The organism is Mesorhizobium sp. B2-5-11 (genome assembly GCF_006440835.1).
GTDB lineage: Bacteria > Pseudomonadota > Alphaproteobacteria > Rhizobiales > Rhizobiaceae > Mesorhizobium.
In genome coordinates this window covers 226,644-250,668 of the sequence record NZ_VFUK01000001.1, presented here as the reverse complement: position 1 = coordinate 250,668, position 24,025 = coordinate 226,644, and the positions used below count along the sequence as shown (strand labels likewise).

Annotated in this window: 22 protein-coding genes; 15 read left to right on the top strand and 7 right to left on the bottom strand. The window is 63.6% G+C overall.

Translation table 11 applies throughout. The annotated features are described in order from the left end of the window. Positions 1-29 precede the first annotated feature (29 nt). The 3 genes from sbmA to FJ490_RS01155 all read right to left on the bottom strand — a co-directional run bounded on the left by sbmA (position 30) and on the right by FJ490_RS01155 (position 2,842). Positions 30-1,289 carry a peptide antibiotic transporter SbmA gene (gene sbmA, locus FJ490_RS01165; RefSeq protein ID WP_140497950.1) on the bottom strand — a complete coding sequence of 420 codons (1,260 nt, stop codon included), beginning with the start codon at positions 1,287-1,289 and terminating at the stop codon, positions 30-32. Between the two features lie 115 nt (positions 1,290-1,404). Then, complete coding sequence (locus tag FJ490_RS01160; RefSeq protein WP_140728125.1) at positions 1,405-2,565, bottom strand: YbfB/YjiJ family MFS transporter; 1,161 nt, start codon at positions 2,563-2,565, stop codon at positions 1,405-1,407. Between the two features lie 76 nt (positions 2,566-2,641). Next, positions 2,642-2,842, bottom strand: coding sequence for a hypothetical protein (locus FJ490_RS01155; RefSeq protein ID WP_140497946.1), 201 nt, complete (start codon positions 2,840-2,842; stop codon positions 2,642-2,644). A gap of 93 nt (positions 2,843-2,935) precedes the next feature. Between FJ490_RS01155 and FJ490_RS01150 the strand changes: the two genes are divergently transcribed. From FJ490_RS01150 to FJ490_RS01140, 3 genes are read left to right on the top strand one after another with little or no spacing between them, the layout of a single operon-like run. Next, positions 2,936-3,928 (top strand): LysR substrate-binding domain-containing protein, encoded by a 993-nt coding sequence (locus tag FJ490_RS01150; protein ID WP_140728124.1) that lies wholly within the window; start codon positions 2,936-2,938, stop codon positions 3,926-3,928. Then, on the top strand, positions 3,925-5,181 hold the full coding sequence (locus FJ490_RS01145; RefSeq protein WP_140728123.1) for an aminopeptidase: 1,257 nt from the start codon (positions 3,925-3,927) through the stop codon (positions 5,179-5,181). The genes FJ490_RS01150 and FJ490_RS01145 overlap by 4 nt, the downstream gene beginning before the upstream one ends. A 23-nt stretch (positions 5,182-5,204) precedes the next feature. After that, a complete protein-coding gene (locus FJ490_RS01140; RefSeq protein ID WP_140514740.1) occupies positions 5,205-5,558 on the top strand; it encodes a DUF488 domain-containing protein in 354 nt (117 codons plus the stop codon). Between the two features lie 186 nt (positions 5,559-5,744). Here the strand turns inward: FJ490_RS01140 and FJ490_RS01135 are convergent, their stop codons facing one another. From FJ490_RS01135 to FJ490_RS01125, 3 genes are all read right to left on the bottom strand, one after another. Next, positions 5,745-6,098 carry an ArsC family reductase gene (locus tag FJ490_RS01135; protein ID WP_140520840.1) on the bottom strand — a complete coding sequence of 118 codons (354 nt, stop codon included), beginning with the start codon at positions 6,096-6,098 and terminating at the stop codon, positions 5,745-5,747. 217 nt (positions 6,099-6,315) lie between these two features. Next, positions 6,316-6,669 (bottom strand): nuclear transport factor 2 family protein, encoded by a 354-nt coding sequence (locus tag FJ490_RS01130; protein WP_140497937.1) that lies wholly within the window; start codon positions 6,667-6,669, stop codon positions 6,316-6,318. Positions 6,670-6,799: 130 nt separating this feature from the next. Then, complete coding sequence (locus tag FJ490_RS01125) at positions 6,800-7,285, bottom strand: 2'-5' RNA ligase family protein (RefSeq protein ID WP_246676707.1); 486 nt, start codon at positions 7,283-7,285, stop codon at positions 6,800-6,802. 420 nt (positions 7,286-7,705) lie between these two features. On the opposite strand from FJ490_RS01125, the gene FJ490_RS01120 reads away from it, so the two are divergent. The 5 genes from FJ490_RS01120 to FJ490_RS01100 all read left to right on the top strand — a co-directional run bounded on the left by FJ490_RS01120 (position 7,706) and on the right by FJ490_RS01100 (position 13,111). After that, a complete protein-coding gene (locus tag FJ490_RS01120) occupies positions 7,706-8,863 on the top strand; it encodes a fumarylacetoacetate hydrolase family protein (RefSeq protein WP_140623570.1) in 1,158 nt (385 codons plus the stop codon). A gap of 272 nt (positions 8,864-9,135) precedes the next feature. Next, positions 9,136-10,071, top strand: coding sequence for a substrate-binding domain-containing protein (locus tag FJ490_RS01115; RefSeq protein ID WP_140497931.1), 936 nt, complete (start codon positions 9,136-9,138; stop codon positions 10,069-10,071). Positions 10,072-10,190: 119 nt separating this feature from the next. Further along, positions 10,191-11,177 carry an ABC transporter permease gene (locus FJ490_RS01110; RefSeq protein WP_140497929.1) on the top strand — a complete coding sequence of 329 codons (987 nt, stop codon included), beginning with the start codon at positions 10,191-10,193 and terminating at the stop codon, positions 11,175-11,177. Between the two features lie 3 nt (positions 11,178-11,180). After that, positions 11,181-11,972: an ATP-binding cassette domain-containing protein gene (locus tag FJ490_RS01105; RefSeq protein ID WP_140497927.1), complete on the top strand. Its 792-nt coding sequence runs from the start codon at positions 11,181-11,183 to the stop codon at positions 11,970-11,972. A gap of 116 nt (positions 11,973-12,088) precedes the next feature. Continuing rightward, the gene (locus tag FJ490_RS01100; protein ID WP_140728122.1) at positions 12,089-13,111 is read left to right on the top strand and encodes a LacI family DNA-binding transcriptional regulator; all 1,023 of its coding nucleotides are present in this window, start codon (positions 12,089-12,091) and stop codon (positions 13,109-13,111) included. A gap of 336 nt (positions 13,112-13,447) precedes the next feature. On the opposite strand, the gene FJ490_RS01090 is transcribed toward FJ490_RS01100, so the two are convergent. After that, positions 13,448-14,041 (bottom strand): TetR/AcrR family transcriptional regulator, encoded by a 594-nt coding sequence (locus FJ490_RS01090; RefSeq protein ID WP_140497923.1) that lies wholly within the window; start codon positions 14,039-14,041, stop codon positions 13,448-13,450. A gap of 246 nt (positions 14,042-14,287) precedes the next feature. On the opposite strand from FJ490_RS01090, the gene FJ490_RS01085 reads away from it, so the two are divergent. From FJ490_RS01085 to FJ490_RS01055, 7 genes are all read left to right on the top strand, one after another. Continuing rightward, positions 14,288-14,536, top strand: coding sequence for a hypothetical protein (locus FJ490_RS01085; protein ID WP_140497921.1), 249 nt, complete (start codon positions 14,288-14,290; stop codon positions 14,534-14,536). Next, positions 14,530-17,706, top strand: a complete 3,177-nt coding sequence (locus FJ490_RS01080; protein ID WP_140728329.1) for a multidrug efflux RND transporter permease subunit — start codon at positions 14,530-14,532, stop codon at positions 17,704-17,706. Before FJ490_RS01085 ends, FJ490_RS01080 begins: the two co-directional genes overlap by 7 nt. Before the next feature lie 15 nt (positions 17,707-17,721). Beyond that, positions 17,722-18,876 (top strand): efflux RND transporter periplasmic adaptor subunit, encoded by a 1,155-nt coding sequence (locus FJ490_RS01075; RefSeq protein WP_140559343.1) that lies wholly within the window; start codon positions 17,722-17,724, stop codon positions 18,874-18,876. 176 nt (positions 18,877-19,052) lie between these two features. Further along, positions 19,053-19,745 (top strand): GntR family transcriptional regulator, encoded by a 693-nt coding sequence (locus tag FJ490_RS01070; RefSeq protein WP_140558256.1) that lies wholly within the window; start codon positions 19,053-19,055, stop codon positions 19,743-19,745. Positions 19,746-19,774: 29 nt separating this feature from the next. Beyond that, on the top strand, positions 19,775-20,881 hold the full coding sequence (locus FJ490_RS01065) for a mandelate racemase/muconate lactonizing enzyme family protein (RefSeq protein WP_140728121.1): 1,107 nt from the start codon (positions 19,775-19,777) through the stop codon (positions 20,879-20,881). Beyond that, positions 20,878-22,062, top strand: coding sequence for a mandelate racemase/muconate lactonizing enzyme family protein (locus FJ490_RS01060; protein WP_140728120.1), 1,185 nt, complete (start codon positions 20,878-20,880; stop codon positions 22,060-22,062). Before FJ490_RS01065 ends, FJ490_RS01060 begins: the two co-directional genes overlap by 4 nt. Positions 22,063-22,295: 233 nt before the next feature. After that, positions 22,296-23,960: an ABC transporter substrate-binding protein gene (locus FJ490_RS01055; RefSeq protein WP_140497911.1), complete on the top strand. Its 1,665-nt coding sequence runs from the start codon at positions 22,296-22,298 to the stop codon at positions 23,958-23,960. Positions 23,961-24,025: the final 65 nt, after the last annotated feature.

The window sequence follows — 24,025 nt, the reverse complement described above, 5'->3', positions numbered from 1 at the left end:
ACCCGTTTCGCACCCAGGTCTTTCCTGACTTAAGCGGGATCCTCGGCGCCTTGCCGCGCCAGATAGCGCTGGTCGATTTCCGGCAGCGGCTCGCCCTGCAGCGTCGCCTCGAAGGCGCGCAGGCGCTTATGCACCGATTGCAGTTCGACGATGGTCGACCAGGAGGTGAGCAGGAACTGCAAGGAACCTGTCACCTTGCCGAATGCATTCGAAATCTGGTTCAGCGCGCCGAACGTTATCTTGTGGGCGACCAGCGACGGCCCGAGGATCAGCAGCGAGAAAATATTGTCGGCCTGCAGGTAGGTGTACCGGACGACATTGAAATAGATGTAGTGGAAATACAGCCGGAAATAATTGTGGCGAACATTGGCGAACAGCGCGGCGGTGGTGGCGGGCTGGGCCCGGTCGGCATGATCCTCGCCGTAAACGAGTTCCTTGCGGTAGGCCGCCTCCACGCGCTGGTTGCGGAACTGCAGCCCTGGAAGCTTCATGCCGGCAATCATGACCGAAATCGTTCCGAACAGACACCAGGCCAGTGCCGCGACCACCAATGGCTGGGGGATCGCGCCGATGATCGGCAACTCGGTTATATGGGCCTGCAACTGGATCATGACCGGCAGGAAGGCGATCAGCGTCATGATCGACTGGACGAAGCTGGAACCCAGATCTTCCATGATCTGGGAAAACCGCATCGTGTCCTCCTGGATACGTTGCGAGGCGCCTTCGATGTGGCGCAGCCTGCCCCAGTTCTCGACGAAGTAGTTGTTCATCGCCGTGCGCCAGCGGAAGATCCAATGGCTGACGATGAAGGCGTTGACCACCTGCACGTTCATGCCGACCAGCGCAAGCCACGAGAAATCGGCCAGCCCAATGTAGAATTCGGCGTTGGTCGATTTTCCGGTGCCCGACATCAGCCCCTGCACATAGTCGAAGAAGGGCCCGTACCAGGCGTTGACGGCGACGCTGACCTGCACATTGAAATAGATGAAGAACAGGATGACCGCCGTCATCAGGATCGACCAGCGTTGCCACGGATGCGGCGAATACCAGCTCCAGAACGCATAGAAAGCGACCACGCAGAACGCGAAGTAGATGTAGAACCAGAGAAACGGCTTCGAGACGAGGACGGCGATGCCGATAATGGGCGGTGCACCGGCTGCTGCCGGCGGCAGGCCGAAGACGGCGCCCAGTTGCTCACCCCCGAAAAACCAGAACAGGATCGCCGCAAGGCTCCAGACGGCGGCCGAAGAGAAAAACAGCTTCGGCTGCGGGAAGAAGGATACGAACACTGTGGCGAATTCCTCGGTTTTTGCGCAAATCAGCTGGGTTCAGCGGGCATAAAGTCACACATTAGGGGGAAAGAAAATGCCCATGCCCGATGCCCGGCACCGAGCAAACCCACAATCATGGCGATTTTGGCGCGGCCGACCATATGATGACGCCGGAGGCGACCAGAACGGCCGCGGCGGCGATCGAGGCAAGGAAGAAATCGCCCGACGCCTGCGCCAGGAGCCCGGCGGCAATCGGGCCGATGATCTGGCCAAGACCGAACGAAGCCGTCATCAAGGCGAAGGTCCGCCGGGGAGCTTGTGGCGCCAGTTGCCGCGCGGTCTGCAGGCCGATCGCGGTGATGGCAATGAACGTGCCGCCAACGAGCAGGCCGCCGAGCAGCGGCCCGGTGCGCCCGCCCACCGCGACGCTTGCGACAATGCCGACGACCTCGACGAAACATCCCAGCGCATAGGTCGCGTAAAGGCCGATCCGTGCCGATATCTTCTGCCAGAGCCAGACCGAGGGAAAGCCGGCAAGACCGGTGACCATCCAGACCACCGCCTCGAACACGCGTCCGCCGCCGCCTTGCCGGACAATGGCGACAAGAAAGGTCGCCGTTACCACGTAGCCGAAGCCGAACAAGCCGTAAGCGACGATCACCTTGGTCAGCGAGCGGTCTTTTGGCAGCGCCGGCTCGCGGCCGGTATCGCCGCTGGCCAGCGGACCGCTGTCCACCAACAGCGCCACGACGACGAAGCCACAAGCCGAGATCGCCGCCGACCACCGCCAGCCCGCCGCCCAGCCGGCATGTTCGCTGACCAGGGCCGCCATCAGCACCGAGGACAGGGCGATGCCGAGGCCGACGCCGCCGAAATGCCACGCCTGCAGATCGCTGCGGCCGGCCGCAGCAAGATGGCTGAAAACAATGCTGGCCAGGAACACCATGACAAAGGCGCTGGCCAGGCCTGCAAGAAAGCGGATGACGAGAAAGGCGGCGATCGTATCCGACAGCCCCATCAGCGCGGCAAGCAAGGCGCTGGCGCCGAGGCCGGCCAGCATCAGCAGGCGCTCGCGCCCATGCGCCCAGCCGCCCGCCGCGGCAAAGGCGCCGGCGAGGTAGCCGAGATAATTGGCCGACGCGATCCAGCCCGCATCGGCCGCCGACAGATGGAGTTCTTCCATCATGCCAGGCAGGATCGGCGTATAGACGAAACGACCAATGCCCATGGCGACAGCCATGGCGATCATGCCGGCGAAAGCGAACCGCAGCGCTGTTGAGGTGGCGGATGTCATCGCGGTGCAGAATAAGTGCGAAGACCGGCGACACAACGTGCTTGCGTTGGGCCAGGCGCCGGACCGTCAGCACCAATCAGCGGCAGCCCGCTTGCGCCGTCTCGTGGGCGGTGCGTCGCGCCGTCAGCCGGAACGGTATGTCGCCGAGCTCACGCTCCGACATGGCGTCGAGCACGGGATGCGCAAGCGGATCGGCCAGCCAGGCGACCGCTTCGCCACCGTATGGCGGCTCGTGCACAGGGAATACTATCTTGAGCGACGATAACAGCCTCAACATGTCAGCCTCCGCAGGCCTGTCCCGTGAATAAAGTCTGCGTTTTCGGCATCACTTTCAATTGAGATTTCAGCCCCGCTGGTTTAGAAAAACTCAATGGCCATGCTCAACCGCGTCCACCTCAACGGCCTTCGCGCCGTGGAGACCGTCGCCCGTCTCGGCTCGCTCGCCGCGGCCGCCGGCGAACTCAACGTTTCGGCCAGCGCCGTTAGCCAGCAGATAAAGCGCGTGGAGCAGCAGCTCGGCCAGGCCGTGTTCGAGCGAACGACCAAGGGGCTGGTCCTGACCGAATTCGGCGCCATGTTCGCGATGCGCCTCGGCGCGGGTTTCCGCGAGCTCACCCAGGCCGTGGCGCTGGCCGACGAGGCGCGCCAATGCACGCTGGTGGTTTCCGTGGCGCCGGCATTCGCCTCGAAATGGCTGCTGCCGCGGCTGTCGCATCACTTCACCCGGCATCCCAACGTGCTGTTGCGCATCGACGCCTCGGTGCGGCTGGCCGACCTCGACCATTCCGATATCGATATCGCCATCCGGCTCGGCGACGGCAAATGGCCGGGCGGCAAGGCGGAGTTGCTTTTGGCACAAGAGGTGTTCCCGGTCTGCGCACCCTCGATAGCGAAGAAACTGAAATCGATCGAAGACCTTGCCCAGACCTGCGCGATCACCGACGAACGGGCGATGATCAACTGGGAAAGCTGGTTCGCCGCGGCCGGTGTCGAACCCGTCACCTTCCTGAAGGGCGCGCGCTTCACCGATCCGATGCTTTGCCTGGAATCGGCGATTGCCGGCCATGGCGTGATGCTGGGCTGGCAGTTGCTCGCCGCCGACGCGCTGGCCGACGGGCGGCTCGTCGCGCCGTTCGGGATCCGCGCCCAGAGCGGGCTTGGCTATTGGCTGGTGACCTCCGCCGCCAAGGCCGAAAGCCGCAAGGTCCGGGATTTCAAGCTCTGGATCCGGGAAGAGATCGAGGCGACGATGGCGCAGTTCGGCTCAGCGAAGGCGGGCACGAGCGACGCGATCACGGTGGAAAGCACCGTGGCGCCGGTCTATGTAGAGTCCGACATCAAACTACGGCAGGCAGGATCATGACCACACATTCGCGCGGCGTTTCCGCAACGATCGACCCGGTGAAGCTCGACAGGCTGGCCGAAGTCGCCATCAAAGTGGGGCTGCAATTGCAGCCCGGGCAGGACCTGGTGCTGACCTCCTCCATCGCCGCGCTGCCGCTGACCCGGCGCATCGTCGAGCATGCCTACAAGGCCGGCGCGGGGCTGGTGACGCCGATCTTCAACGATGACGAGATCACGCTGGCGCGCTTTCGTTATGGCGCGGACGCCGGCTTCGACCGCGCCGCCGGCTGGCTCTATGAAGGCATGGCCAAAGCCTTCTCCAACAATGCGGCGCGACTTGCCGTGCGCGGCGAAGATCCTTCGCTCCTGTCGGCGCAGGACCCGGCGAACGTGGCGCGCGCCAACAAGGCCAATTCGATGGCCTACCAGCCGGCGCTGGAAAAGATCACCGGCTTCGACATCAATTGGAACATCGTCGCCTATCCCGATCTCGCCTGGGCCAAGCAGGTCTTCCCCGATGATGCCGGCGACGTTGCGGTGGCCAAGCTCGCCGACGCCATCTTCGCCGCCTCGCGGGTGGACGTGGAAGATCCGATCGGCAACTGGAAGGCGCACAATGCGGCCCTTCGCAGCCGCACCGAATGGCTCAACGGCCATGATTTCCATGCGCTTCATTTCACCGGGCCGGGCACCGACCTGACGGTCGGGCTGGCCGACGGCCATGAGTGGATGGGCGGCGCCTCCACCGCCAAGAACGGCGTCACCTGCAATCCCAACATCCCGACCGAGGAGGTCTTCACCACGCCGCATGCGCGGCGGGTTGAAGGCCATGTTTCATCGACCAAGCCGCTCTCCTACCAGGGCACGCTGATCGACGAGATCTCGGTGCGTTTCGAGGGCGGCAGGATCGTCGAGGCGAAGGCTTCGAAGGGCGAGGACGTGCTGAAGAAAGTGCTGGACACCGACGAGGGCGCACGCCGGCTTGGCGAAGTGGCGCTGGTGCCGCATTCCTCGCCGATCTCGGCGAGCGGCCTGTTGTTCTTCAACACGCTGTTCGACGAAAACGCCGCCTGCCACATCGCGCTCGGCCAGTGCTATTCGAAGTGCTTCGTCGACGGCGCCTCGCTCAGCCAGGCCGAGATCGCGGAGCGCGGTGGCAACAAGAGCTTCATCCACATCGACTGGATGATCGGCTCGGACAAGATCGACATCGACGGCGTCGGCAGGGACGGCAGTCGCGTGCCGGTCATGCGCAAGGGCGAGTGGGCCTGACGGGAGCGCACGAAGGAGAGCGGATGGCCTTCGAGATCGCGGTCAAGCGGGTGTATGAACCACCCTCGTTCGATGACGGGCAGCGGGTCCTGGTCGATCGAGTCTGGCCACGTGGCGTCAGCAAGGAGCATGCCGCGCTGGCGCTATGGCTGAAGGACATCGCGCCGAGCACCGACTTGCGCAAGTGGTTCGGGCACGAGCCCGAACGATGGGCCGAGTTCCAGAAGCGGTATCGTGCCGAACTGGAAGGCAATGGCGAGGCCGTGGCGCAACTGCGCGCCCTGCTCCGCGACGGCAAGGTGACGCTGCTCTACGGCGCCCATGACGAGGCGCACAACAATGCCGTGGCACTGGCGGGGTATCTGAGAGGACAGTGACCTGTCCCTTAGTCATCCTCGGGCTTGACCCGAGGATCCATGCCGTGACGTCCGTCCGGAAATGCAACGGAGCAGAATCAGCACGGCTGCGACGCCCAAAAGTCACGGCATGGATCCTAGGGTCTGCGCCGCGTCGCTTCGCTCCCTGCTCCGCCCTAGGATGACGAATTGAGAGTGTACCGCGCCCTACTTCCCGACCACCGCCGCCTCATAAACATCCGGCTTGAACCCGACCAGGATGCGGTCGCCAACCTCGAGCACAGGCCGTTTGATCATCGTCGGCTTGGCCAGCATCAGTGCCTTGGCCTTCTTTTCATCCAGGCCCTGCTTATCCTTGTCCGGCAACTCGCGGAACGTGGTGCTGCCCTTATTGAGCAGCTTTTCCCAGCCGACCTTGCGGACCCAGCCATCCAGCCTGCCCGCCTCGATGCCTTCCGCCCGATAGTCGTGGAACCGGTAAGGCACGTCGTGGCCCTCCAGCCAGACGCGGGCCTTCCTGATCGTGTCGCAGGTGGTGATGCCGTACATGGTGATCGTCAAAACAGGTGCCTTCCGGACTTCGAATCTGGCCGCAGATTAAGCAGCCCCGGCGCGCTTTGCCAGCGGCCCGGCAGAACCATCGAAGAGTAAGTTTATTCAATGGCGGGCGCGCGGTCGCCCATCCGTGACGACGATGTGCATCAGGTCGGATAGCGGCCAGGACATGATCCTGGCCGCTTAGGATGCGGCGAAATGTGCCGACAGCCGAAAACCCGTCTCAATAATAGAAGCGCTCTTCGGCAATCTTGCCGTTCTTGACCGTGTACAGGCCAACCTCGTCCATGGTGACACGCTGGCCCGTGGCCTTGGGCGTTATGTCAAATGTAAAGCGTACGGCGAACTGGTCGCCGTTGACATAAGGGCCCTCGACCGAGCCGCCATGGACTTCGTTGTTTTCCTGCCACCACTGGCCTTTCTGCTTGACGGCGTCCTTGCCGCGGCAGACGGCCATCGGCCCCTCCATGGCCTCATAGCTGACGATGTCGTCGGCATTGTATTTCTCGGCAGCACTTTCGTAGTCACCGCGCTTGAGAAGCTCCGTGAAATCCTTGGCAATTTCCGTGTTGGTCATGTGTTCCTCCTGTTCAGACGCATTGCAAATAGGGAAAGGTTGGCGGCCTGCCATCGTCGTGCCGTCTGGTAGCTGACATGCCATGTCAGGATGATGGACCGCGCGGACTATGTGAGGACGATGCAGGCTCTCACATGGCGGGCAGTGCATCGTCCTGGCCGGTCAGCCGCCAACGTCCGGGCTGCTTGTAGGCGCCCTTCCCAATGAGACTGTGGATCAGCACAAAATCCCGGACAGTCCAGCCGATCGGGTCGATCGACCGCTCGCGAATGCTGGGGACGCCCACTTCATCACGAAGCAATGTAACATGCGGTTCGATGGACCTGGTGAGAAAGGGTTTTAGCGGGCTGTCCGAGATCACCGCCGTCAGGTCACGCCAGAACTTCTGCAGCGACGGATTGCCATCGCTGCCGCGCAGGACCAGTGCACCACCGCCAAAAGCCGACAGGCGATCGAACGAGACCTCGAAGGGCTTTGCAACGATCATCGATCCGATATGACAGGCGGCCTCTGCCAACTCCTGCGGGTACTCCTCATGGTCGCCGAGGCCGACAAGCGAGATGTGGATGTGATTTTCCGGAACCAGCCAGCCTTGCAATCCGAACTCACGGTTCAAGGCAATGGCCTTTCGCGCGAGACGACCAGCAATCGCGCTGCCGACGAGGATGGCAAAGAACAGCCGGTGGAAATGCTTCCCGGCCTGTTCCCATCGGAAAAAGGCCTGGCCGTTCTTCGCGGTTCCGAATGCGGGTTGCCCACTCACTGATTTCGTCCGCCCATTGACTCAGGTTGGGCATATTAGAACAAAACGAGAACATGTGCAAGCCGGAAAAATGACGCAGGCGTCGGGACTCCCGCACCGCCGCATGCATTCAACCCCCGAAGGAGTGCTTCCTTGCGGTACGCCAATCGCCGACGACGCCGGCAGACATGGCGCCTGGCTCACCACAAACGGGATAGACCTTTGACAGGAATCCGGTGAAAGTGCCGCGCCGAACCAGCGAGCCGCATTTTTGATGATCAGAGGACCGCACGCATGACAAACCCGATGCATCTGCCCGCCGAAGGCCTTTTTGTCGGGCGCGCCAGAAGCAGCGACGCCGCGCATCCCCTGGTGGTCACGGTGCGTGATGGCACCGTCTTCGACATCACGTCGAGCACGGCGCCGACCGTGCGCGATATCTGCGAGATGGCCGATCCGGCCGGTTATGTGCGCTCGGCCAAGGGCAAGCCGATCGGCTCGCTCGATGATATCGCGGCCAACAGTTTCGAGGCCGCGCGTGATCCGGCAAGGCCCTATCTCATCTCCCCCGTCGACCTGCAGGCGATCAAGGCCTCGGGCGTCACCTTCGTCGTCAGCCTGCTGGAACGCGTCATCGAGGAACAGGCGCGCGGTTCGGCGGAAAAGGCCGACGCCATCCGCGCCGACATTGCCGGGCTGATCGGCCACGATCTGTCCAAGCTCAAGCCCGGTTCACCGGAAGCGATGGAGATCAAGGCCAAGCTCATCGCACGCGGCGCCTGGTCGCAATATCTGGAAGTGGGCATCGGCCCCGACGCCGAGATCTTCACCAAATGCCAGCCGATGGCCTCGGTCGGTTTCGGCGCCGATGTCGGCCTGCATCCCGTCTCTACCTGGAACAATCCGGAGCCGGAGATCGCCATGATCGCCGCCTCAAGCGGCAGGATCCTCGGCGCCACCATCGGCAACGACGTCAATCTGCGCGATGTCGAAGGGCGCTCCGCGCTGCTGCTCGGCAAGGCCAAGGACAACAACGCCTCCGCCTCGCTCGGCCCCTTCATCCGCCTGTTCGACGGCACGTTCTCCATCGACGACGTAAAGCGGGCCGTGGTCCGGCTGAAAGTGGAAGGTGAGGACGGGTTCTCGCTGGAGGGCGCGAGCTCGATGGCCGAGATCAGCCGCTCTCCCGAAGAGCTCGTAGCGGCTGCCATGGGCGCGCATCACCAGTACCCGGACGGCCTGGCGCTCTATCTCGGCACCATGTTCGTGCCTTCGAAGGACCGCGGCGAGAAGGGCAAGGGGTTTACCCATAAGGTCGGCGACATCGTCACCATCTCGTCGGAGAAATTCGGCGCGCTGGTCAACCGGGTGCGACTGTCGCCGGACTGCCCGCACTGGACCTACGGCGCCAGCCATCTGATGCGCGATCTTGCCAGGGCCGGCCTCCTCTAGCTCTGGGTTCACCCGAGGGCGGTCAATCATCGCTCCGGCGACCCTCGAGGCCGGTATCACCTGCCGCGGAAAATCATCCGAACTGATGCAATCTGATGGGACCGCTGATGGCGCCCCGTCAGGCGCCGACTACGACTGACGGGCGGAGGCTTGCCATTTGTCGAAAAAGAGGATGCTCTGATCATCCAACACGACGTTGGCGGGGAGGACGCGGTCTTGCCCGATCAAGAGGGCGGTTTCGAACTGATCAGTTTCAAACGGGAGGAAATCAAATGCTGACACGGCTAAGAGTGGTTCTATACGGCCTGCTGGTCGCGCTGACGGTCATTCCGGCGGCGGCGCAGGCCAAGACGTTCTACTGGATTTCACATGGCGGCCCGGCCGATCCGGTCTGGACATACTTCCTTGCCGGCGCCAAGCAATGGGCCAAGGACACCGGCAATACCGTCAACACCTCGTTCCACAATGGCGACGTCGCCTCGCAGCAGGAGGCGGTGCGGGCCGCGATCTCGGCCAAGGCCGACGGCATCACCACCACCAGCCCCGATCCGGGCAGCCTTGTCGAGATCGTCAAGGAAGCCCGCGCGGCCAACATTCCGATCATCAATTTCAACACGCCCGATCCCAAGGCCAATTTCAACGCCTATGTCGGCGGCGATAATGTCACCTTCGGCAAGCACTGGGCGCAGTATCTGGTCGACAAGGGCCTGGTGAAGAAGGGCGACTTCGTCTGGATGCCTGTCGAGATTCCCGGCGCCACCTATGGCGTGCAGGAAGAGGAAGGCATCAAGAGCGTGTTCGAGCCGCTCGGCATCACCTATGAGGTGACCGAGGCGACGCTCGACCAGGCCGAGGTGATCAACCGCATGGTCGACTATCTCACCGCCAACAAGGCTAAGGTGAAGGCGATCATCGGCCTTGGCGACCTCGTCACCGGCTCGATCAAACGCGTGTTCGACCAAGTCGGCGTCAAGCCCGGCGAAATCCCCGTCGTCGGCTGGGGCAACTCGCTCGACACCACCCAGGAAGTGCTGAACGGCTACGTCAATGCCGGCCAGTGGCAGGATCCGCAGGCGACCAGTTATGTCGCGCTGTCGCTCGCCAACATGGCCGCCAGCGGCATTCCCCCGGGCTTCAACGTCATCACCGGCGCGCTCTATGAGAAAGATACCGCCGAGATCTACGACAAAATCCTGTCCGGCAAATAGCCCCTGATCTCCAGCGCCGCGCGTCCACCGGGCGTGCGGCGTCCCGCCCTTTCGCCTGGTATCGAGCCGTTTGATGCGGCCCGATGGTCCGGCCCATTCCAACCAGTCGCGGGTTACACGTGGAAAATCGTTCGCTTGTCCAAGGCCTGATCGCGCGGCCGGAATTCGGCCCCTTCGTGCTGCTCGTCGTCGAGATCGCCGTCTTCTGGGGTTTCAACCACGACTTCCTGTCACCCCAGAACATCTCCAACACGTTGGCCTTCACGGTCGAGCTCGGGCTGATCGCGCTGGCGATGACGTTGCTGATGACGTCGGGCGAATTCGACCTTTCCGTCGGCTCGCTGTTCGGCTTCTCGCCGGTGCTGATGTGGACGCTGTTCAACAGCGGCCTCACCTCGCTGGAGATGGGCTTCGTCCTCGCGCTGCTGGTCGCCGCCTTCATCGGCCTGGTCAATGGCTGGTTCGTCACGCAGCTCAAGATCCCGTCCTTTCTGGTCACGCTCGGCATGCTCCTGGTGGTGCGCGGCACCGCGCTGTTCGTCACCGACGGCTTTCCGCAGCGCACCTGGAGCGCCGAGGGCAGTTGGCTGGCGGAGGCGCTGGTCGGCGATTTCTTCATCGGCCCGTTCCGCATCTACATGTCGCTGTTCTGGTTCATCGCCGCGGCCATCGCGCTGGGCTATGTGCTGACGCAAAGCCGCACCGGCAACTGGATCCAGGCCGCCGGCGGCAACCCGAACGCTGCGAGGGCGCGCGGCGTCAATGTCAGCCGCGTCAAGATCGGCCTGTTCGTGCTGTCCTCGGTCATGGCCTCGCTTGCAGGCGTCATCTCCTCGCTGCGCACCTCGGCGGCCAACCCCAACAGCGGCACCGGCTACGAACTCGAGGTCATCGCCATGGTGGTGATCGGCGGCACGGCGCTGACGGGCGGGCGCGGCACCATCATCGGCACCGTGCTCGGCATCCTGATCCTGCGCGTCATGCGCAACGGCATCGTGCTGATCGGCGTGCCCGGCCTTGCCTACAACATCTTCATCGGCGCGATCATCCTTGGCATGATGGCGCTTCATTCATGGCTGGAACGCCGGCATCAGGCAGGGACGTGAACCATGGCCGAGCCACTGATCCGCATGCAGAACATCCGCAAGTCCTACGGGCGCGTGCAGGCGCTGGTGGACGCCAATTTCCATGTCAACGAGCGCGAGATCGTCGGCCTGCTCGGCGACAATGGCGCCGGCAAGTCGACGCTGATCAAAGTGCTGTCGGGCGCGGTGCCGCTGACCAGCGGCGACATCTTCATCCGCGGCAAGAAGGTGAACCTGCGCAACACCAGCGACGCCATCGCCAACGGCATAGAGACCATCTACCAGGATTCGGCGCTGGTCACCCAACTGTCGATCGCCCGCAATTTGTTCCTCGGGCGCGAGCCGATCAAGCCGCCGCGCTTCCTCAACCGCATGGACCAGGAGGCGATGAACACGGTCGCCCGCGACCTGCTCAAGCAGGTCGGCATTTCCAAGAACATTCCGCCGACCACACCGATCGGCTCGCTCTCCGGCGGCGAGCGCCAGGCGGTGGCGATCGCGCGCGCCATGCATTTCGACAGCGATCTCATCATCCTCGACGAACCGACCAACAATCTTGGCGTCGCCGAAACCCAGGGCGTGCTGAGCTTCGTGCGCAGCGCGCGCGATTCCGGCCATTCCTGCATCTTCATCGCGCACAATATCCACCATGTCTTCCAGGTGGTGGACCGCATCGTCGTCATGCGGCGCGGCAAGGTGGTGGCCGGGGACATCGACCCCAAGACGACCAGCGTGGCGGAGGTTGAACGCGTCATCACCGGCATGTCGGACAAGGAGATCCGCGACGCCATCGCCGATGGCAAGGGGTCGCATTGAGGACGAGCGCAACATCCCTGGCGAAACAGCAGAATGGGCATCCGGGCGATGGGCGCGATCGGCGCCGCTCAAATCGCCCGTCTGGCGTGCCATCGCATCGGCAATAGGGTTGCGGCATGAAAGCCACCGTCTCTGACATCGCCAGGAACTGCGAACTGTCGACGTCGACGGTCGACAGGGTGCTCAACAACCGGAAGGGGGTCAGCGCGGCCAACCGGCAGCGCGTCATGGAGGCCGCCAAGCAGCTCGGCTATCTGCCGGTCGCCGATCAGGTAACGCTCCCCTCGCGGCCGGCCAATCTGGAATTCTTCCTGCCGATCGGCAGCAACGCCTTCATGCAGGATTTGGCCAGGCATATCGAGGATTATACCTCGCGCCTGCCGCTCGTTGCCTCGTGCCGGATCCACAACCTCGCCGGAATCTCGCCGAACGCTTTGCAGACCGCCGTCGAAAACCTGTCGCTGAAAGCCAACGGCGTCGGCGTCATCGCCGTCGATCATCCCAGGACGCGCAACATCCTGCGCGACATCGTCGAGGCCGGCATTCGCCTGGTGACGCTGGTGTCCGATATTCCGGCCGCACCACGCTCGGCCTATGTCGGCATAGACAACCGGGTGGCGGGACGGACCGCCGCACTCCTGATGGGGCGCTTCCTCGGCGACCGCGAGGGCCAGTTGGCGATGGTGGTCGGCTCGCGCTCCTATCGTGGCCATGAGGAACGCGAGATGGGTTTCCGCTCCGTGCTCGGCGAGGAGTTCCCCAACCTGAGCGTCAGCAGCGCCGTCGAGATCAACGACGAGACCGATGCCAGCTATGCCGAAACCATGAAGGCGCTGCGCAACGAGCCGGAACTGCTCGGCATCTATTGCATTGGAGCCGGACGCTCCGGCGTTGCCAAAGCCATCCGGGAGGCCAGGCCCAACCGCAAACCGGTATTCATCTGTCACGACCTGACGAGGGAAACGCGCGGCTATCTCGTCGACGATCTAGCCGACGTCGTCATCGACCAGAATGCCAGGCTGATCGCCGAGCAATCGGTCATCCGCCTGCTTGGCTCGATCGCATCATCGGCGCCCTACCTGACGCGGAAATTCATCGAGCCGCGGCTGATCTTCCGGGAAAACGTCCCGGTGCAGTGACGCGGCCCGCGAGGTCTTCCGGTCACTGTGTTCGCGAGCGATACGGCGAATCTGCACAGCTGCTATGCACGATTCACGATTGCCGAATCATTGGGCAACCCATAGCTTCTGGTTGTCGGCCATCTACTCCTCCCAGATGCGATGCCGACGCTGAGTGGGGTGCACCTCCTCCCGCACCACATTCGAAATCGAGCCCGCTGCCACCTCCTCCCGGCAGCGGGCTTTTTTATTGCATGCCGGACATTTCCGGGAACGGCAGGGAATCCACGCAACATCAAAGCCACGGCAAACCGGAAGCGCACGCGCTGTCCGGCGCCAATGAGCCTTGCCGATGGATCAGCCCGCGGCGGCTCCGCCCCTGAAGGACTGGATCAACCCTTCCGCCATGCGCACCAATTGCGCGCTGGGACCTTCGGTGCCAACGGTCTGCACGCTCACGCGCGCGCCTTCGCACAGCAGCGAAAGCGTATCGGCCAGAAGTTCGGCCTGGCCGATGCCGGCGCCCCGGCAGAGCGCCACCAGGCGCTCGCGCTGGGCTTCCTTGAGTTCCTTGATCACGCGCCTGGCCGGATGGTCGGGTTCAGTCAGCTCAACCGCGGCGTTGGCCATGTCGCAGCCCCGGCAATCGGCCGTAAGCATCTCGGCCGCCTTGCGAACCCAGGCATGCAGTTGCGCGAGCTTGTCGCCCGGGTGCTCGGCTTCGAATGCGTCCCACATCGCGCCGGCCTTTGATGCGGTGGCGCGCAGGCATTCGATGATCAGATCGTCCTTGGATTCGAAATGACGGTAGAGCGTCATCTTGTTCGTGCCGGCAGCCTCGGTGATGGCGTCGACGCCGACGCCCTTGATGCCGTGCTTGTGGAACATGTCGCGCGCCGTCTCCAGGATCCGATCCCGGGGACGAGGACGCTCCACGACGCCGTCTGTCATCATTGATCTCCTTTCGTTTCCAAAAATCCCTCGGCCACCTCTTGACTAGGGTGTTACCGGTCTGTAACTTCCAGAATGTTACTTACTGGTAACACCTATGGCGTCCGCCGTCAATAACAAGACCGTGATCTGGTCCGGCCAGATCGGGGCGGGCGAAAAATTGCATTTCATGCGGCTCCGGCCGGTGAAGAGATGAAAAACGGTTCGCGAGCATGGGCTGCGAATCGACAGACAAGGAGCCGGCCAATGCCACAGCGCCGCGATCTTACCATAGATGAAGCCGTCCGGGATCCGATGATCCGGCTGGTCATGAAAGCCGACGGGGTCGATCCGCGCGCTTTCGAAACAATGCTGCGCACGCTTGCCGGTTCGCAGCGCGGCGAGGTGCCGTTGCTCCGTTCGTCGGAAGAGTTCGGACGCGGCCAGAGGCTGTCCAGGGTTGCCACTGCGTTCGGCAGGGCAAGAGCAGCCGGAGAGGCGTGCGTGTCGTGGTAAACTTCTTCATTCACCGCCCGATCTTCGCCTCGGCGATCGCCATCATCATGGTGCTCGCCGGGACGATTTGTTATTTCCTGCTGCCCGTCTCGCAGTTTCCCGACATCACACCGCCGCAGGTCGTGGTCAGCGCCCACTATCCGGGAGCCAGCGCGCAGGTGGTCGCCGACACTGTGACGACGCCGCTGGAGCAGCAGATCAACGGCGTGCAAGGCATGACCTACATGTCGTCGACCAGCTCCAATGACGGTTCCTCGACGATCACCATCACCTTCGATGTCGGCTATTCCCTGAGCACCGCCGCCGTCGACGTCCAGAACCGCGTCTCGCAGGCTGCCTCGTCGCTGCCGGCGATCGTCAATCAGGGCGGCGTGACGATCAAGAAGCAGAATCCGAACTTTGTCCTCATCGTCAACCTCACCTCGCCCGACGGTTCCGTCGATCCGGTGGCACTGTCGAACCTTGCCTATCTGCAAGTGGTCGACCCGCTGAAGCGGCTGCCCGGTGTCGGTGACGTGCAGATCTTCGGCGAGCGGCGCTATTCGATGCGCGTCTGGCTCGATCCGGACAAGCTTGCCAATCTCGGCATCACCGCCGTCGACGTCCAGAACGCCATTGCCGAGCAGAACGTCCAGGTGGCCGCCGGCAAGATCGGCCAGTCTCCGGCGCCTGCCGGCACCGCTTTCGAGATGCAGGTCAATGCCGTCGGCCGGTTGAGCGATCCCAAGGAGTTCGGCGACATCGTCGTGCGCGCCAACACCGCCACCGGTTCGCTGGTGCGGCTGCGCGACGTCGCGCGCATCGAGCTCGGCGCCCTGCAATATTCGTCGTCGGCCTTCTTCGGCAAGGACCCGACCGTGGTGCTCGCCGTCTACCAGATGCCCGGCTCCAACGCGCTCGATCTGCAGCAGCGCGTCAAGGACAAGATGCAGGAGCTGTCCGCCCGCTTCCCCAAGGGCGTCAGCTATGCCATGCACTACGACACGACGCGCTTCGTCTCGGCCTCCATGCATGACGTGCTGATCACGCTCGGCGAGGCTCTGGTCCTCGTCGTCGCCGTGGTTTTCATCTTCCTGCAAAGCTGGCGCACCACAATCATTCCGACGATCGCCATCCCGGTGTCGCTGGTAGCGACGCTCGTCGTCATGGAGATGATGGGCTTCTCGCTCAACATGCTCTCCCTGCTCGGCATGGTGCTGGCGATCGGCCTTGTCGTCGACGATGCCATCGTGGTGGTCGAGAATGTCGAACGACAGCTCGAGGCCGGGCTGAAACCGTTGGCAGCGACGAAAGCCGCCATGGCCGAGGTCACCGGTCCGATCATCGCCACCACAGCCGTGCTGATGGCCGTCTTCGTGCCGGTCGCCTTCATCCCCGGCGTTTCGGGACGGCTCTACAACCAGTTCGCGCTGACGGTGGCGATCTCGGTCGGCATTTCCGCCTTCAATTCGCTGACGCTGAGCCCGGCGCTGAGCGCCGCCTTCCTGCGCCATCGCCAAGGCACGCAGTTCGTGCTGTTCCGCTGGTTCAATACGGGCTTTGACAGGCTGTCGCATGCCTATGCCAATGGCGTGCGCATCCTCATCCGTTTGCGCTGGATCATGCTCGGCCTGTTCGCAGCCGGGCTGGTCGCCACCTATTTCGTCTGGGCAAAGCTTCCCTCGACCTTCCTTCCGGTCGAGGACCAGGGCTATTTCTTCGTCGTCATCCAATTGCCCGACGGCGCTTCGCTGGAACGGACCGACGCTGTGGCGCAGAAGGCGCGCGACATCCTGCAGGCGACGCCCGGCGTCGACATCGTCGGCTCGATCAGCGGCCTGAACTTCCTGACCAGCGCGGCGCAGTCGAATTCCGCGGTCGAATTCGCCATCCTCAAGCCGTGGGAGGAGCGCGGTCCCGACCAGAGCGCCTCCAAGCTCGTCGCCGACGTGCGCGGCAAGCTGATGCAGATCCCGGAGGCGTTCGCGCTCTCCTTCGATCCGCCCTCGATCCCGGGTATCGGCACCACGGGCGGCTTCGAATTCGTCGTCGAGGACCTTACCGGCCGCGGCAGCACCGCGCTCAACGACGCGACGCAAGCCGTGATCGCCGAGGCGCGCAAGCAGCCGGAAATCAACCCCCAGCAGCTTTTCTCGCCATTCTCGACCTCGACGCCGCAGTTCAACTACGACCTCGACCGCGCCAAGGCGAAGCTGCTCGGGCTCAACCTGCCTGACGTCTTCAACACGCTGCAGATCTATCTCGGCTCGCTCTACGTCAACGACTTCAACCTGTTCGGCCGCACCTTCCGGGTGACCATCCAGGCCGACAAGGATGCACGCGCGGGTGCGGCCGACATTTCGCGGCTCTATGTGCGCAATGCCTCCGGCGGCATGGTGCCGCTCAGCACGCTGGGCAAGCTGGTGCCGTTCGTCGGCCCGGAAACGGTGCCGCACTACAACAACAACGCCTCGGCCTCGATCAATGGCGGCGCCGCGCCCGGCTATTCGTCGGGCCAGGCGGTCGCCGCCATGGAGCGGGCCGCCGCCACGGCTCTGCCAAGGGATTTCGGCTTCGAATGGACCGGCATCACCTTCCAGGAGCTCAAGGCGGGATCGATCGCGTCGGTCGTCTTCGGCCTCGCCATCGTCTTCGTCTTCCTGATCCTGGCGGCTCAATATGAGAGCTGGGCGATGCCGTTCATGGTGCTGCTGGCAGTGCCGCTCGCCTTGTTCGGCGCGTTCGTGGTGCTGTGGGTGCGCGGCATGCAGATCGACGTCTACTCGCAGATCGGCTTCGTCATGCTGATCGGCCTGGCGGCCAAGAACGCCATCCTGATCGTCGAGTTCGCCCGGCGACGGCGCGAAGAAGGCCTCAGCATCGTCGAAGCGGCGATGGAAGCGGCACGGCTGAGGCTGCGGCCGATCCTGATGACGGCCTTCGCCTTCATCCTGGGCGTGCTGCCGCTGATGTTCGCGACCGGCGCCGGTGCTGCCAGCCGTCAATCGATCGGCACCACCGTCTTCGGCGGCATGGTGGCGGCGACCATCCTGTCGCTGGTGTTCGTGCCGGTCTTCTATGCGGTCATCGAACAGCTGCGCGAACGGCGCGGCGGCGACGAGCCCGCTTCCCTGCATTCCGAACCAACTGCCGAACCCGCCTTGCCGCCCATGGCGCAAGCGGCCGAATAAGATTGGAGACTGAACATGCGTAAATGGAAAATCGCTTTGGGCGCCGCTGTCGCGCTGGGCGCAATCTCGGTGGCGAGCGTTCACCTGCTCGATATGGGCAGCCTCAGCCTCAATGCCGGCACGGCCGGAGCGGCAACGCCCGCTCCCGCGGCATTCGTCATGCCGGTGCCGGTGACCAGCGTGGTGAAGAAAACGATCCCGATCTATCTCGACTATGCCGCCCGCACCGAACCGATCCGCAGCGTCACGCTGCAGGCCAGAGTGCCGGGCTACCTGGAAGAGCAGGCCGCCGAAGACGGCGCCGACGTCAAGAAGGGCGACCTCCTCTACAGGATCGCGCCGCAGGACTTCCAGGCGGCGCTCGACCAGGCGAAGGCGCAGGTGCAGCGTGATACAGCGACGCTCGACTATGCCCGCTCCAATCTCGGCCGCGGCACCGAGCTCGCCAAGAGCGGCTATCTGGCCAAGGACAGCTTCGACCAGCGCACCAGCACCTTGCGCGAGGCGCAGGCGTCGCTGGCGCTCAACCAGGCGGCGGTCCGCTCGGCCGAGCTCAATTTGAGCTATTCGGAGATTCGCGCTCCCTTCGCAGGCCGCATCGGCCGTAACCAGGCCTCGATCGGCACGCTGGTCAGCGTCGCCGGCACGGTGCTCAACACGCTGGTGCAGCTCGACCCGATCTATGTAACCTTCAATCCGAGCGAGAGCGATCTGGCGCAGATCGAGGAAGCTCGTGCCGCCGGCCCGATCGAGGTCGAGGTGCTGCTCCCGGGCGAGACCGAAGCCCATCAGAAGGGTGAACTCACCTTCATCGACAACACGATCGACCATTCGACCGGCACCATCACCGCGCGCGCCACCATCGGCAACGCCAAGTTCGCGCTGCTGCCTGGCCAATATGTCCGCGTCCGGCTGCACGTCAAACAGCAGCCCGATGCGCTTATGGTGCCGCAGGTCGCACTGGGTTCGAGCCAACTCGGCAAATATCTCTACGTCGTCGGCAAGGGCAACACGGTCGACCAGCGGCTGGTTTCGACCGGGCCGACCAGCGGCGACCTGGTCGCCATCCTGAGCGGAGTCACGGAAGGCGACCAGGTGATAACAGGCAATCTGCAGAAGATCGGCCCTGGAATGCCGATTTCGCCACTGCCACAGAAACCGGCCACCTGACTCCCCCGCAGGCCCGGTTTCAGCGCGGCGCCCCGGCCTTCCCACAGGTCGCGGGCGCCGCTTTTGCGAGCAGCTCCGCCCGGCCAGTACCGGCGATGTGAAAAAAGCCGCAAAAGTCCTTGTTAGATTGTCGACAATCTGCTTGTCTTGCCTTTGTTTCGTCGGGAGTGGCCGGGATGGCAAAGGCGGATTTCAGTCCAATCGCGGATACGACCCGACGCGCGGAGATCGTGGCGCTGCTGCGACGGGCAATCCTAACCGGCCAGTTGGAGCCGGGCCAAAAGCTCAACGAGCTCAGGATTTCCGAACAGATGCGCGTCAGCCGCGCGCCTTTGCGCGAAGCGATGCGCGAGCTGGTGCAGGAAGGTATCCTGACCAGCATCCCCTATGCCGGCACCTTCGTCATCAATGTCACCGCCAAGGACATCGACGATGTCTACTCGCTCAACAAGGTGCTCGACGAATTCGCCATCGAGCGGACATGGGAGCTGCGCGACCAGCGCTTTTTCGATGAGCTCGACCGGCGCCATGAGGCGGTGAAGCAGGCGACGCGCGACCGCGACACCACAAGGCAGATCGAAACCGCGCTGCAACTGCATGGCCTGATTCACGAATGGGCCGACAATTCCGTTCTTTTGGAAACATGGCAACGGCTGACCAGCCGGTTGCAGATGTATTTTGCCCTGCACCAGCAGGCACGCAACGAAGCGGTGCCTGCCGAGAACGTTCACGAGACTTACGTGCGGCTGCTCAAGGGCGACGACATGCGCGCTGCCCAGCGCCACGCCCGCGAGCATATAGACCACGACTTCGAAGAGCTTCTAGCCTACGCGCGCGCGCTCGAACGTCGCCCGTCGAAGGGCGCCTGATACTTCCCCAGCGGACAACGGACATTAACGTGCAGATCGCAACCATCAAAGCCTACCATGTCGTGCAGCCCTTCGTGGACGGCCCCTACCGCATGTCCAAGGGGCGCGTCGCCGACGCCTTCGACGCGGTGATCGTCGCCATCACCTCGAACGATGGCATCACCGGTTGGGGCGAGATGGCGCCGCTCGGCAATTTCTATTCGGCCGCCTTCCCGGCGGGCGCCCGTGCCGGCGTTATGGAGATCGCCCCGCACCTCATCGGCCACGACCCGCGTGGCCTCGCCGGCATCGGCCGGCTGATGGACATCGTGTTCAAAGGGCATCCCTACATCAAGTCGGCGCTCGACATGGCCTGCTGGGATCTCGCCGCGCGCGCCGCCGACGTGCCGCTGGTGACGATGCTGGGCGGCAAGGAGAGCGATACGGCCGAGCTTTACAAGGTCGTCACCCATGGCAGCGTCGATGCCATGGCCGCACTTGCGCAGCGCATCGTCCAGGACGGCTTCCACCGGCTGCAGGTCAAGGTCGGCGGCAACGTCCGCGACGACATCGAACGCGTCAGCGCGGTCGCCGCCTCAGTGCCGAAAGACACTGTCATCTTCTGCGACGCCAATGCCGGCTGGACGCACTACCAGGCGCGCCAGTTCGCTGATGCGACGCGCTCGATCGATTACACATTCGAGCAACCCTGCACGACGATCGAGGAAAACATGTCGGTGCGCCGCATGCTCGACAAGCCGATGGTGCTCGACGAATCCGTCACCTCGCTCGAGGACATGCTGGAGATCCATCGCCAGGGCGCGGCCGACGGGCTGACGCTGAAGATCTCGCGGCTCGGCGGCGTCGGCAGGACCCGGCTGATCCGCGATGTCGCCGTCGACCTCGGCTTCATGATCACCGTCGAGGATACCGGCGGCGCCGAGATCGACACGGCAGCCATGGCGCATCTGTCGCTGTCGACGCCGCAGGAGCGCCGCCTGCACGCCATCGCGTTCCACGAATGGGTGACGGTGCGCACGGCGTCGAACAAGCCGCCGGTCACCGGCAGCCGCATGGGCGTTCCGGGTGGTCCGGGCCTCGGCATCGACGTCGTCCCGGATCTTCTCGGCAAGCCCTTCTTCGAGGTCGGCCGGTGAAAATCCGCGGCATCAAGGCGACGCCGATCAACCTCAGGCTCGAGGCGCCTTATGCCTGGGTGTTCGGTGAACTCGACGGCTTCTCGCCGACCATTGTCGAAGTGGAGACCGAAGATGGCCTGATCGGCCTCGGCGAAGCACCGACGCCGGCAGCAGCCGCGATCATCAACGACATCCTGGCACCGCGGCTCGTGGGCCGCGACGCCTTCGACATCGCGGGCGCCGAGCATGTCTGCCTCCCCTACTGGACCGGCGTGCAGTCGATCAACGACCGCACCCGCATCATGGCCTTCGGCGCGATCGAGATGGCGCTCTGGGACCTGCGCGGCAAGGCGTGGAACCAGCCGCTCTACCAATTGCTCGGCGGCGCCGTGCGCAAGGAGATCCCGTTCACCGATTACTTTTCGCTGCGCGGCGACGGGCCAAGCGTGAAAGGCGAGACGACAGCGGAGGAAGTCGCCGACTACTGCGTCGAGCTTCATGAGACCCACGGAACGACCTTCTTCGAAGGGAAGTTCTCGACGCAGGATCCAAAAATCTCGCTGAAGATGATCGAATTGATCCGCAGGAAGCTCGGCGACGATGCAATGATCCGCATCGATTCCAACCAGGCCTATTCGCTCAGCACCGCCCGGCGACTGACGCGGCCGCTGGAAGAGCTTAGCGTGCGCAATTGGGAGGATCCAGTGGCGACGATCGAGGAGATGCGCGAACTCAGGCGCCATTGCTCGATCCCGTTCTCGACCCACAACATCGACATCGCCCGCGCCATGGACCTCAAGGTGCCCGACGCCTTCGTCGGCAATCCAACCGCGCATGGCGGCATCGGCCGCATGCTGCGCTTCGTCGGCGCCTGCGAGCACGCCGGCATCGATTTCTGGTGCTACAGCGGCGACAGCGGCATCGGCAGCGCCGCCTACCTGCATCTATGCGCGGCGCTCGGCTGGATACGGGAACCGAACCAGTCGCTGTTTCGCATGCAACCGACCGACATCACCGAGGAAGGACCGTTTTGCCCGAGGAACAATGTCGTGCCTGTGCCGGAGGGACCCGGTCTCGGCATCACATTGTCGCGAGAACGGCTCGCTGCCTGCCATCGCGACTTCGCCGAGAACGGGCCCTGCAACAAATATCACGATCCGGCAAAGCCCGGAACTTACCGTCGTTTGCCGCTGAACTAGATGAGGGCGGCCGGCCACAACAGAAGAAGCCAGCCGCCGCGATCCCGGTCGGAAAGGGTGGCCACGGACCAGAGGAAGCAGTGCAGCCCAGAAACCGGCACGTCCGCGCCAAGGACTGGATGGACCGGACAAAACCGCGTGCTACAGTCCCGGTCTACAGGCCTCTGGCGACCGGAAACGGTGTAGTCGCGAATTTTCGTCAACCATAAGAAACAGGGGAAAGGGTCAAACCCATGAGCAAGAATTATCGCATTCTCGACCTCATCCGGCGCAATCGGTCGCCGCTCGAAAATCATCTCATCGACGGTCTCGTCGACGGCCGTGTCAGCCGCCGCGACTTCATCCGCCATGGCAGCCTGCTCGGCCTGTCGCTGCCGCTGCTGGGCGGCATCACCACGGCCGCGGGCCTCGGTGCCATGCCGTCGCTCGCCCGGGCGCAAGGCGCGCCAGGCGCCACGATCCGCGTCGCAAGCAGCGTGCCGGCGGCGACGATCGATCCTGTCACCATCGCCGATGCCGGCGGCCTGCTGATCATGCAGCAAGTCGCGGAGTTCCTCTGCGTCGACGGCCCCGATCTCGTGCTCAAGCCGGCGCTGGCTGAAAGCTGGAAGCCGAACGACAACGGCTCGGTGTGGACTTTCAAGCTGCGCAAGGGCGTGAAGTTCCATAGCGGCGGCGAGATGAAGGCCGACGACGTGGTGGCCAGCATCGACCGGATCGCCGACCCGGCCAACTCGTCCAACGCACTGTCGGTGTTCACGGGCATCCTGTCGAAGGGCGCCAGCAAGAAGGTCGACGACTACACGGTGGAATTCCACCTCGACGCCCCGAACGGCAATTTTCCCTACATGGTGTCGTCCGACAATTACAACGCCGTGATCGTGCCGGCGAGCTACAAGGGCGACTACGAAAAGAGCTTCGACGGCACCGGGCCCTTCAAGATCGACAAATACACGCCAAAGGTCGGCGCGTCCTTCGTCCGCAACGAAGGCTACTGGGGCGAGAAGGCGCTGCCGGAACGCACCGAATTCACCTTCTTTGCCGACATGCAGCCAATGATCCTGGCGCTGCAGGGCGGGCAGGTCGACATCATCAACCAGATGCCTGTGCTGTCTGGCGTGGCGCTGCTCAACGATCCCAACATCGACATCATCAGCCTGAAATCGTCGGCGCACCAGCAACTGCACCTGCGCTGCGACGACGGGCCGATGAAGGATGCGCGCGTGCGCCGCGCCATCGCGCTCAGCCTGGACCGCGACAAGCTGGTCGCGGGCCTGATGAAGGGGCGCGCCGTGGCTGGCAACGACAGCCCGTTCGCCCCGGTTTATCCCTCGACCGATGCGAGCGTGCCGCAGCGCAAGCAGGACATCGCGCAGGCCAAGCAGCTCATGGAGGCGGCGGGCGCGGGCAAGGGCTTCAAGATGACGCTGACCACCGAGCGCTATCTCGAAATCCCCGAATACGCCCAGCTCATCCAGAACTGGGTCAAGGAAATCGGCATCGAGCTCGAGCTCAACATCCTCGACCAGAGCGCCTATTACGGCGACGCCGTGTTCGGCAAATCGAACTGGCTGGACTCGGAAATGGGCATCACCGACTACGGCCACCGCGGCGTGCCGAACGTCTATCTTGCCGCCCCGCTGAAGAGCGAAGGCACGTGGAACGCGGCGCACTTCAAGAACAAGGACTACGACGCGCTGGCGACCAGCTATATCGCGGCCCTCGATCTCGAAGCGCAGAAGGCGACGGCAGGCAAGATCCAGAAACTTCTGCTCGAGGAGACGCCGGTCATCTTCGGCTATTTCTACGACTATCTGACGGCGACGGCGAAGGGCGTGGCCGGCGTGCAGCCGACCGCGATGTCGCAGCTGTTCCTCGAAAAGGCGTCGAAGGCCTGAGCGGAAGGGAAAGCCAATCCTATAACAGCCAGCTTCCTGACGGGAGCTGGCTACTCAGGGAGTGT

What these genes read in the sequence shown, in the direction of transcription:
- FJ490_RS01160 (WP_140728125.1), bottom strand. Translation starts at nt 2,565, where the DNA reads ATGACATCCGCCACCTCAACAGCGCTGCGGTTCGCTTTCGCCGGCATG.
- FJ490_RS01155 (WP_140497946.1), bottom strand. Translation starts at nt 2,842, where the DNA reads ATGTTGAGGCTGTTATCGTCGCTCAAGATAGTATTCCCTGTGCACGAG.
- FJ490_RS01150 (WP_140728124.1), top strand. Translation starts at nt 2,936, where the DNA reads ATGGCCATGCTCAACCGCGTCCACCTCAACGGCCTTCGCGCCGTGGAG.
- FJ490_RS01145 (WP_140728123.1), top strand. Translation starts at nt 3,925, where the DNA reads ATGACCACACATTCGCGCGGCGTTTCCGCAACGATCGACCCGGTGAAG.
- FJ490_RS01140 (WP_140514740.1), top strand. Translation starts at nt 5,205, where the DNA reads ATGGCCTTCGAGATCGCGGTCAAGCGGGTGTATGAACCACCCTCGTTC.
- FJ490_RS01130 (WP_140497937.1), bottom strand. Translation starts at nt 6,669, where the DNA reads ATGACCAACACGGAAATTGCCAAGGATTTCACGGAGCTTCTCAAGCGC.
- FJ490_RS01120 (WP_140623570.1), top strand. Translation starts at nt 7,706, where the DNA reads ATGACAAACCCGATGCATCTGCCCGCCGAAGGCCTTTTTGTCGGGCGC.
- FJ490_RS01115 (WP_140497931.1), top strand. Translation starts at nt 9,136, where the DNA reads ATGCTGACACGGCTAAGAGTGGTTCTATACGGCCTGCTGGTCGCGCTG.
- FJ490_RS01105 (WP_140497927.1), top strand. Translation starts at nt 11,181, where the DNA reads ATGGCCGAGCCACTGATCCGCATGCAGAACATCCGCAAGTCCTACGGG.
- FJ490_RS01100 (WP_140728122.1), top strand. Translation starts at nt 12,089, where the DNA reads ATGAAAGCCACCGTCTCTGACATCGCCAGGAACTGCGAACTGTCGACG.
- FJ490_RS01090 (WP_140497923.1), bottom strand. Translation starts at nt 14,041, where the DNA reads ATGACAGACGGCGTCGTGGAGCGTCCTCGTCCCCGGGATCGGATCCTG.
- FJ490_RS01085 (WP_140497921.1), top strand. Translation starts at nt 14,288, where the DNA reads ATGCCACAGCGCCGCGATCTTACCATAGATGAAGCCGTCCGGGATCCG.
- FJ490_RS01075 (WP_140559343.1), top strand. Translation starts at nt 17,722, where the DNA reads ATGCGTAAATGGAAAATCGCTTTGGGCGCCGCTGTCGCGCTGGGCGCA.
- FJ490_RS01070 (WP_140558256.1), top strand. Translation starts at nt 19,053, where the DNA reads ATGGCAAAGGCGGATTTCAGTCCAATCGCGGATACGACCCGACGCGCG.
- FJ490_RS01055 (WP_140497911.1), top strand. Translation starts at nt 22,296, where the DNA reads ATGAGCAAGAATTATCGCATTCTCGACCTCATCCGGCGCAATCGGTCG.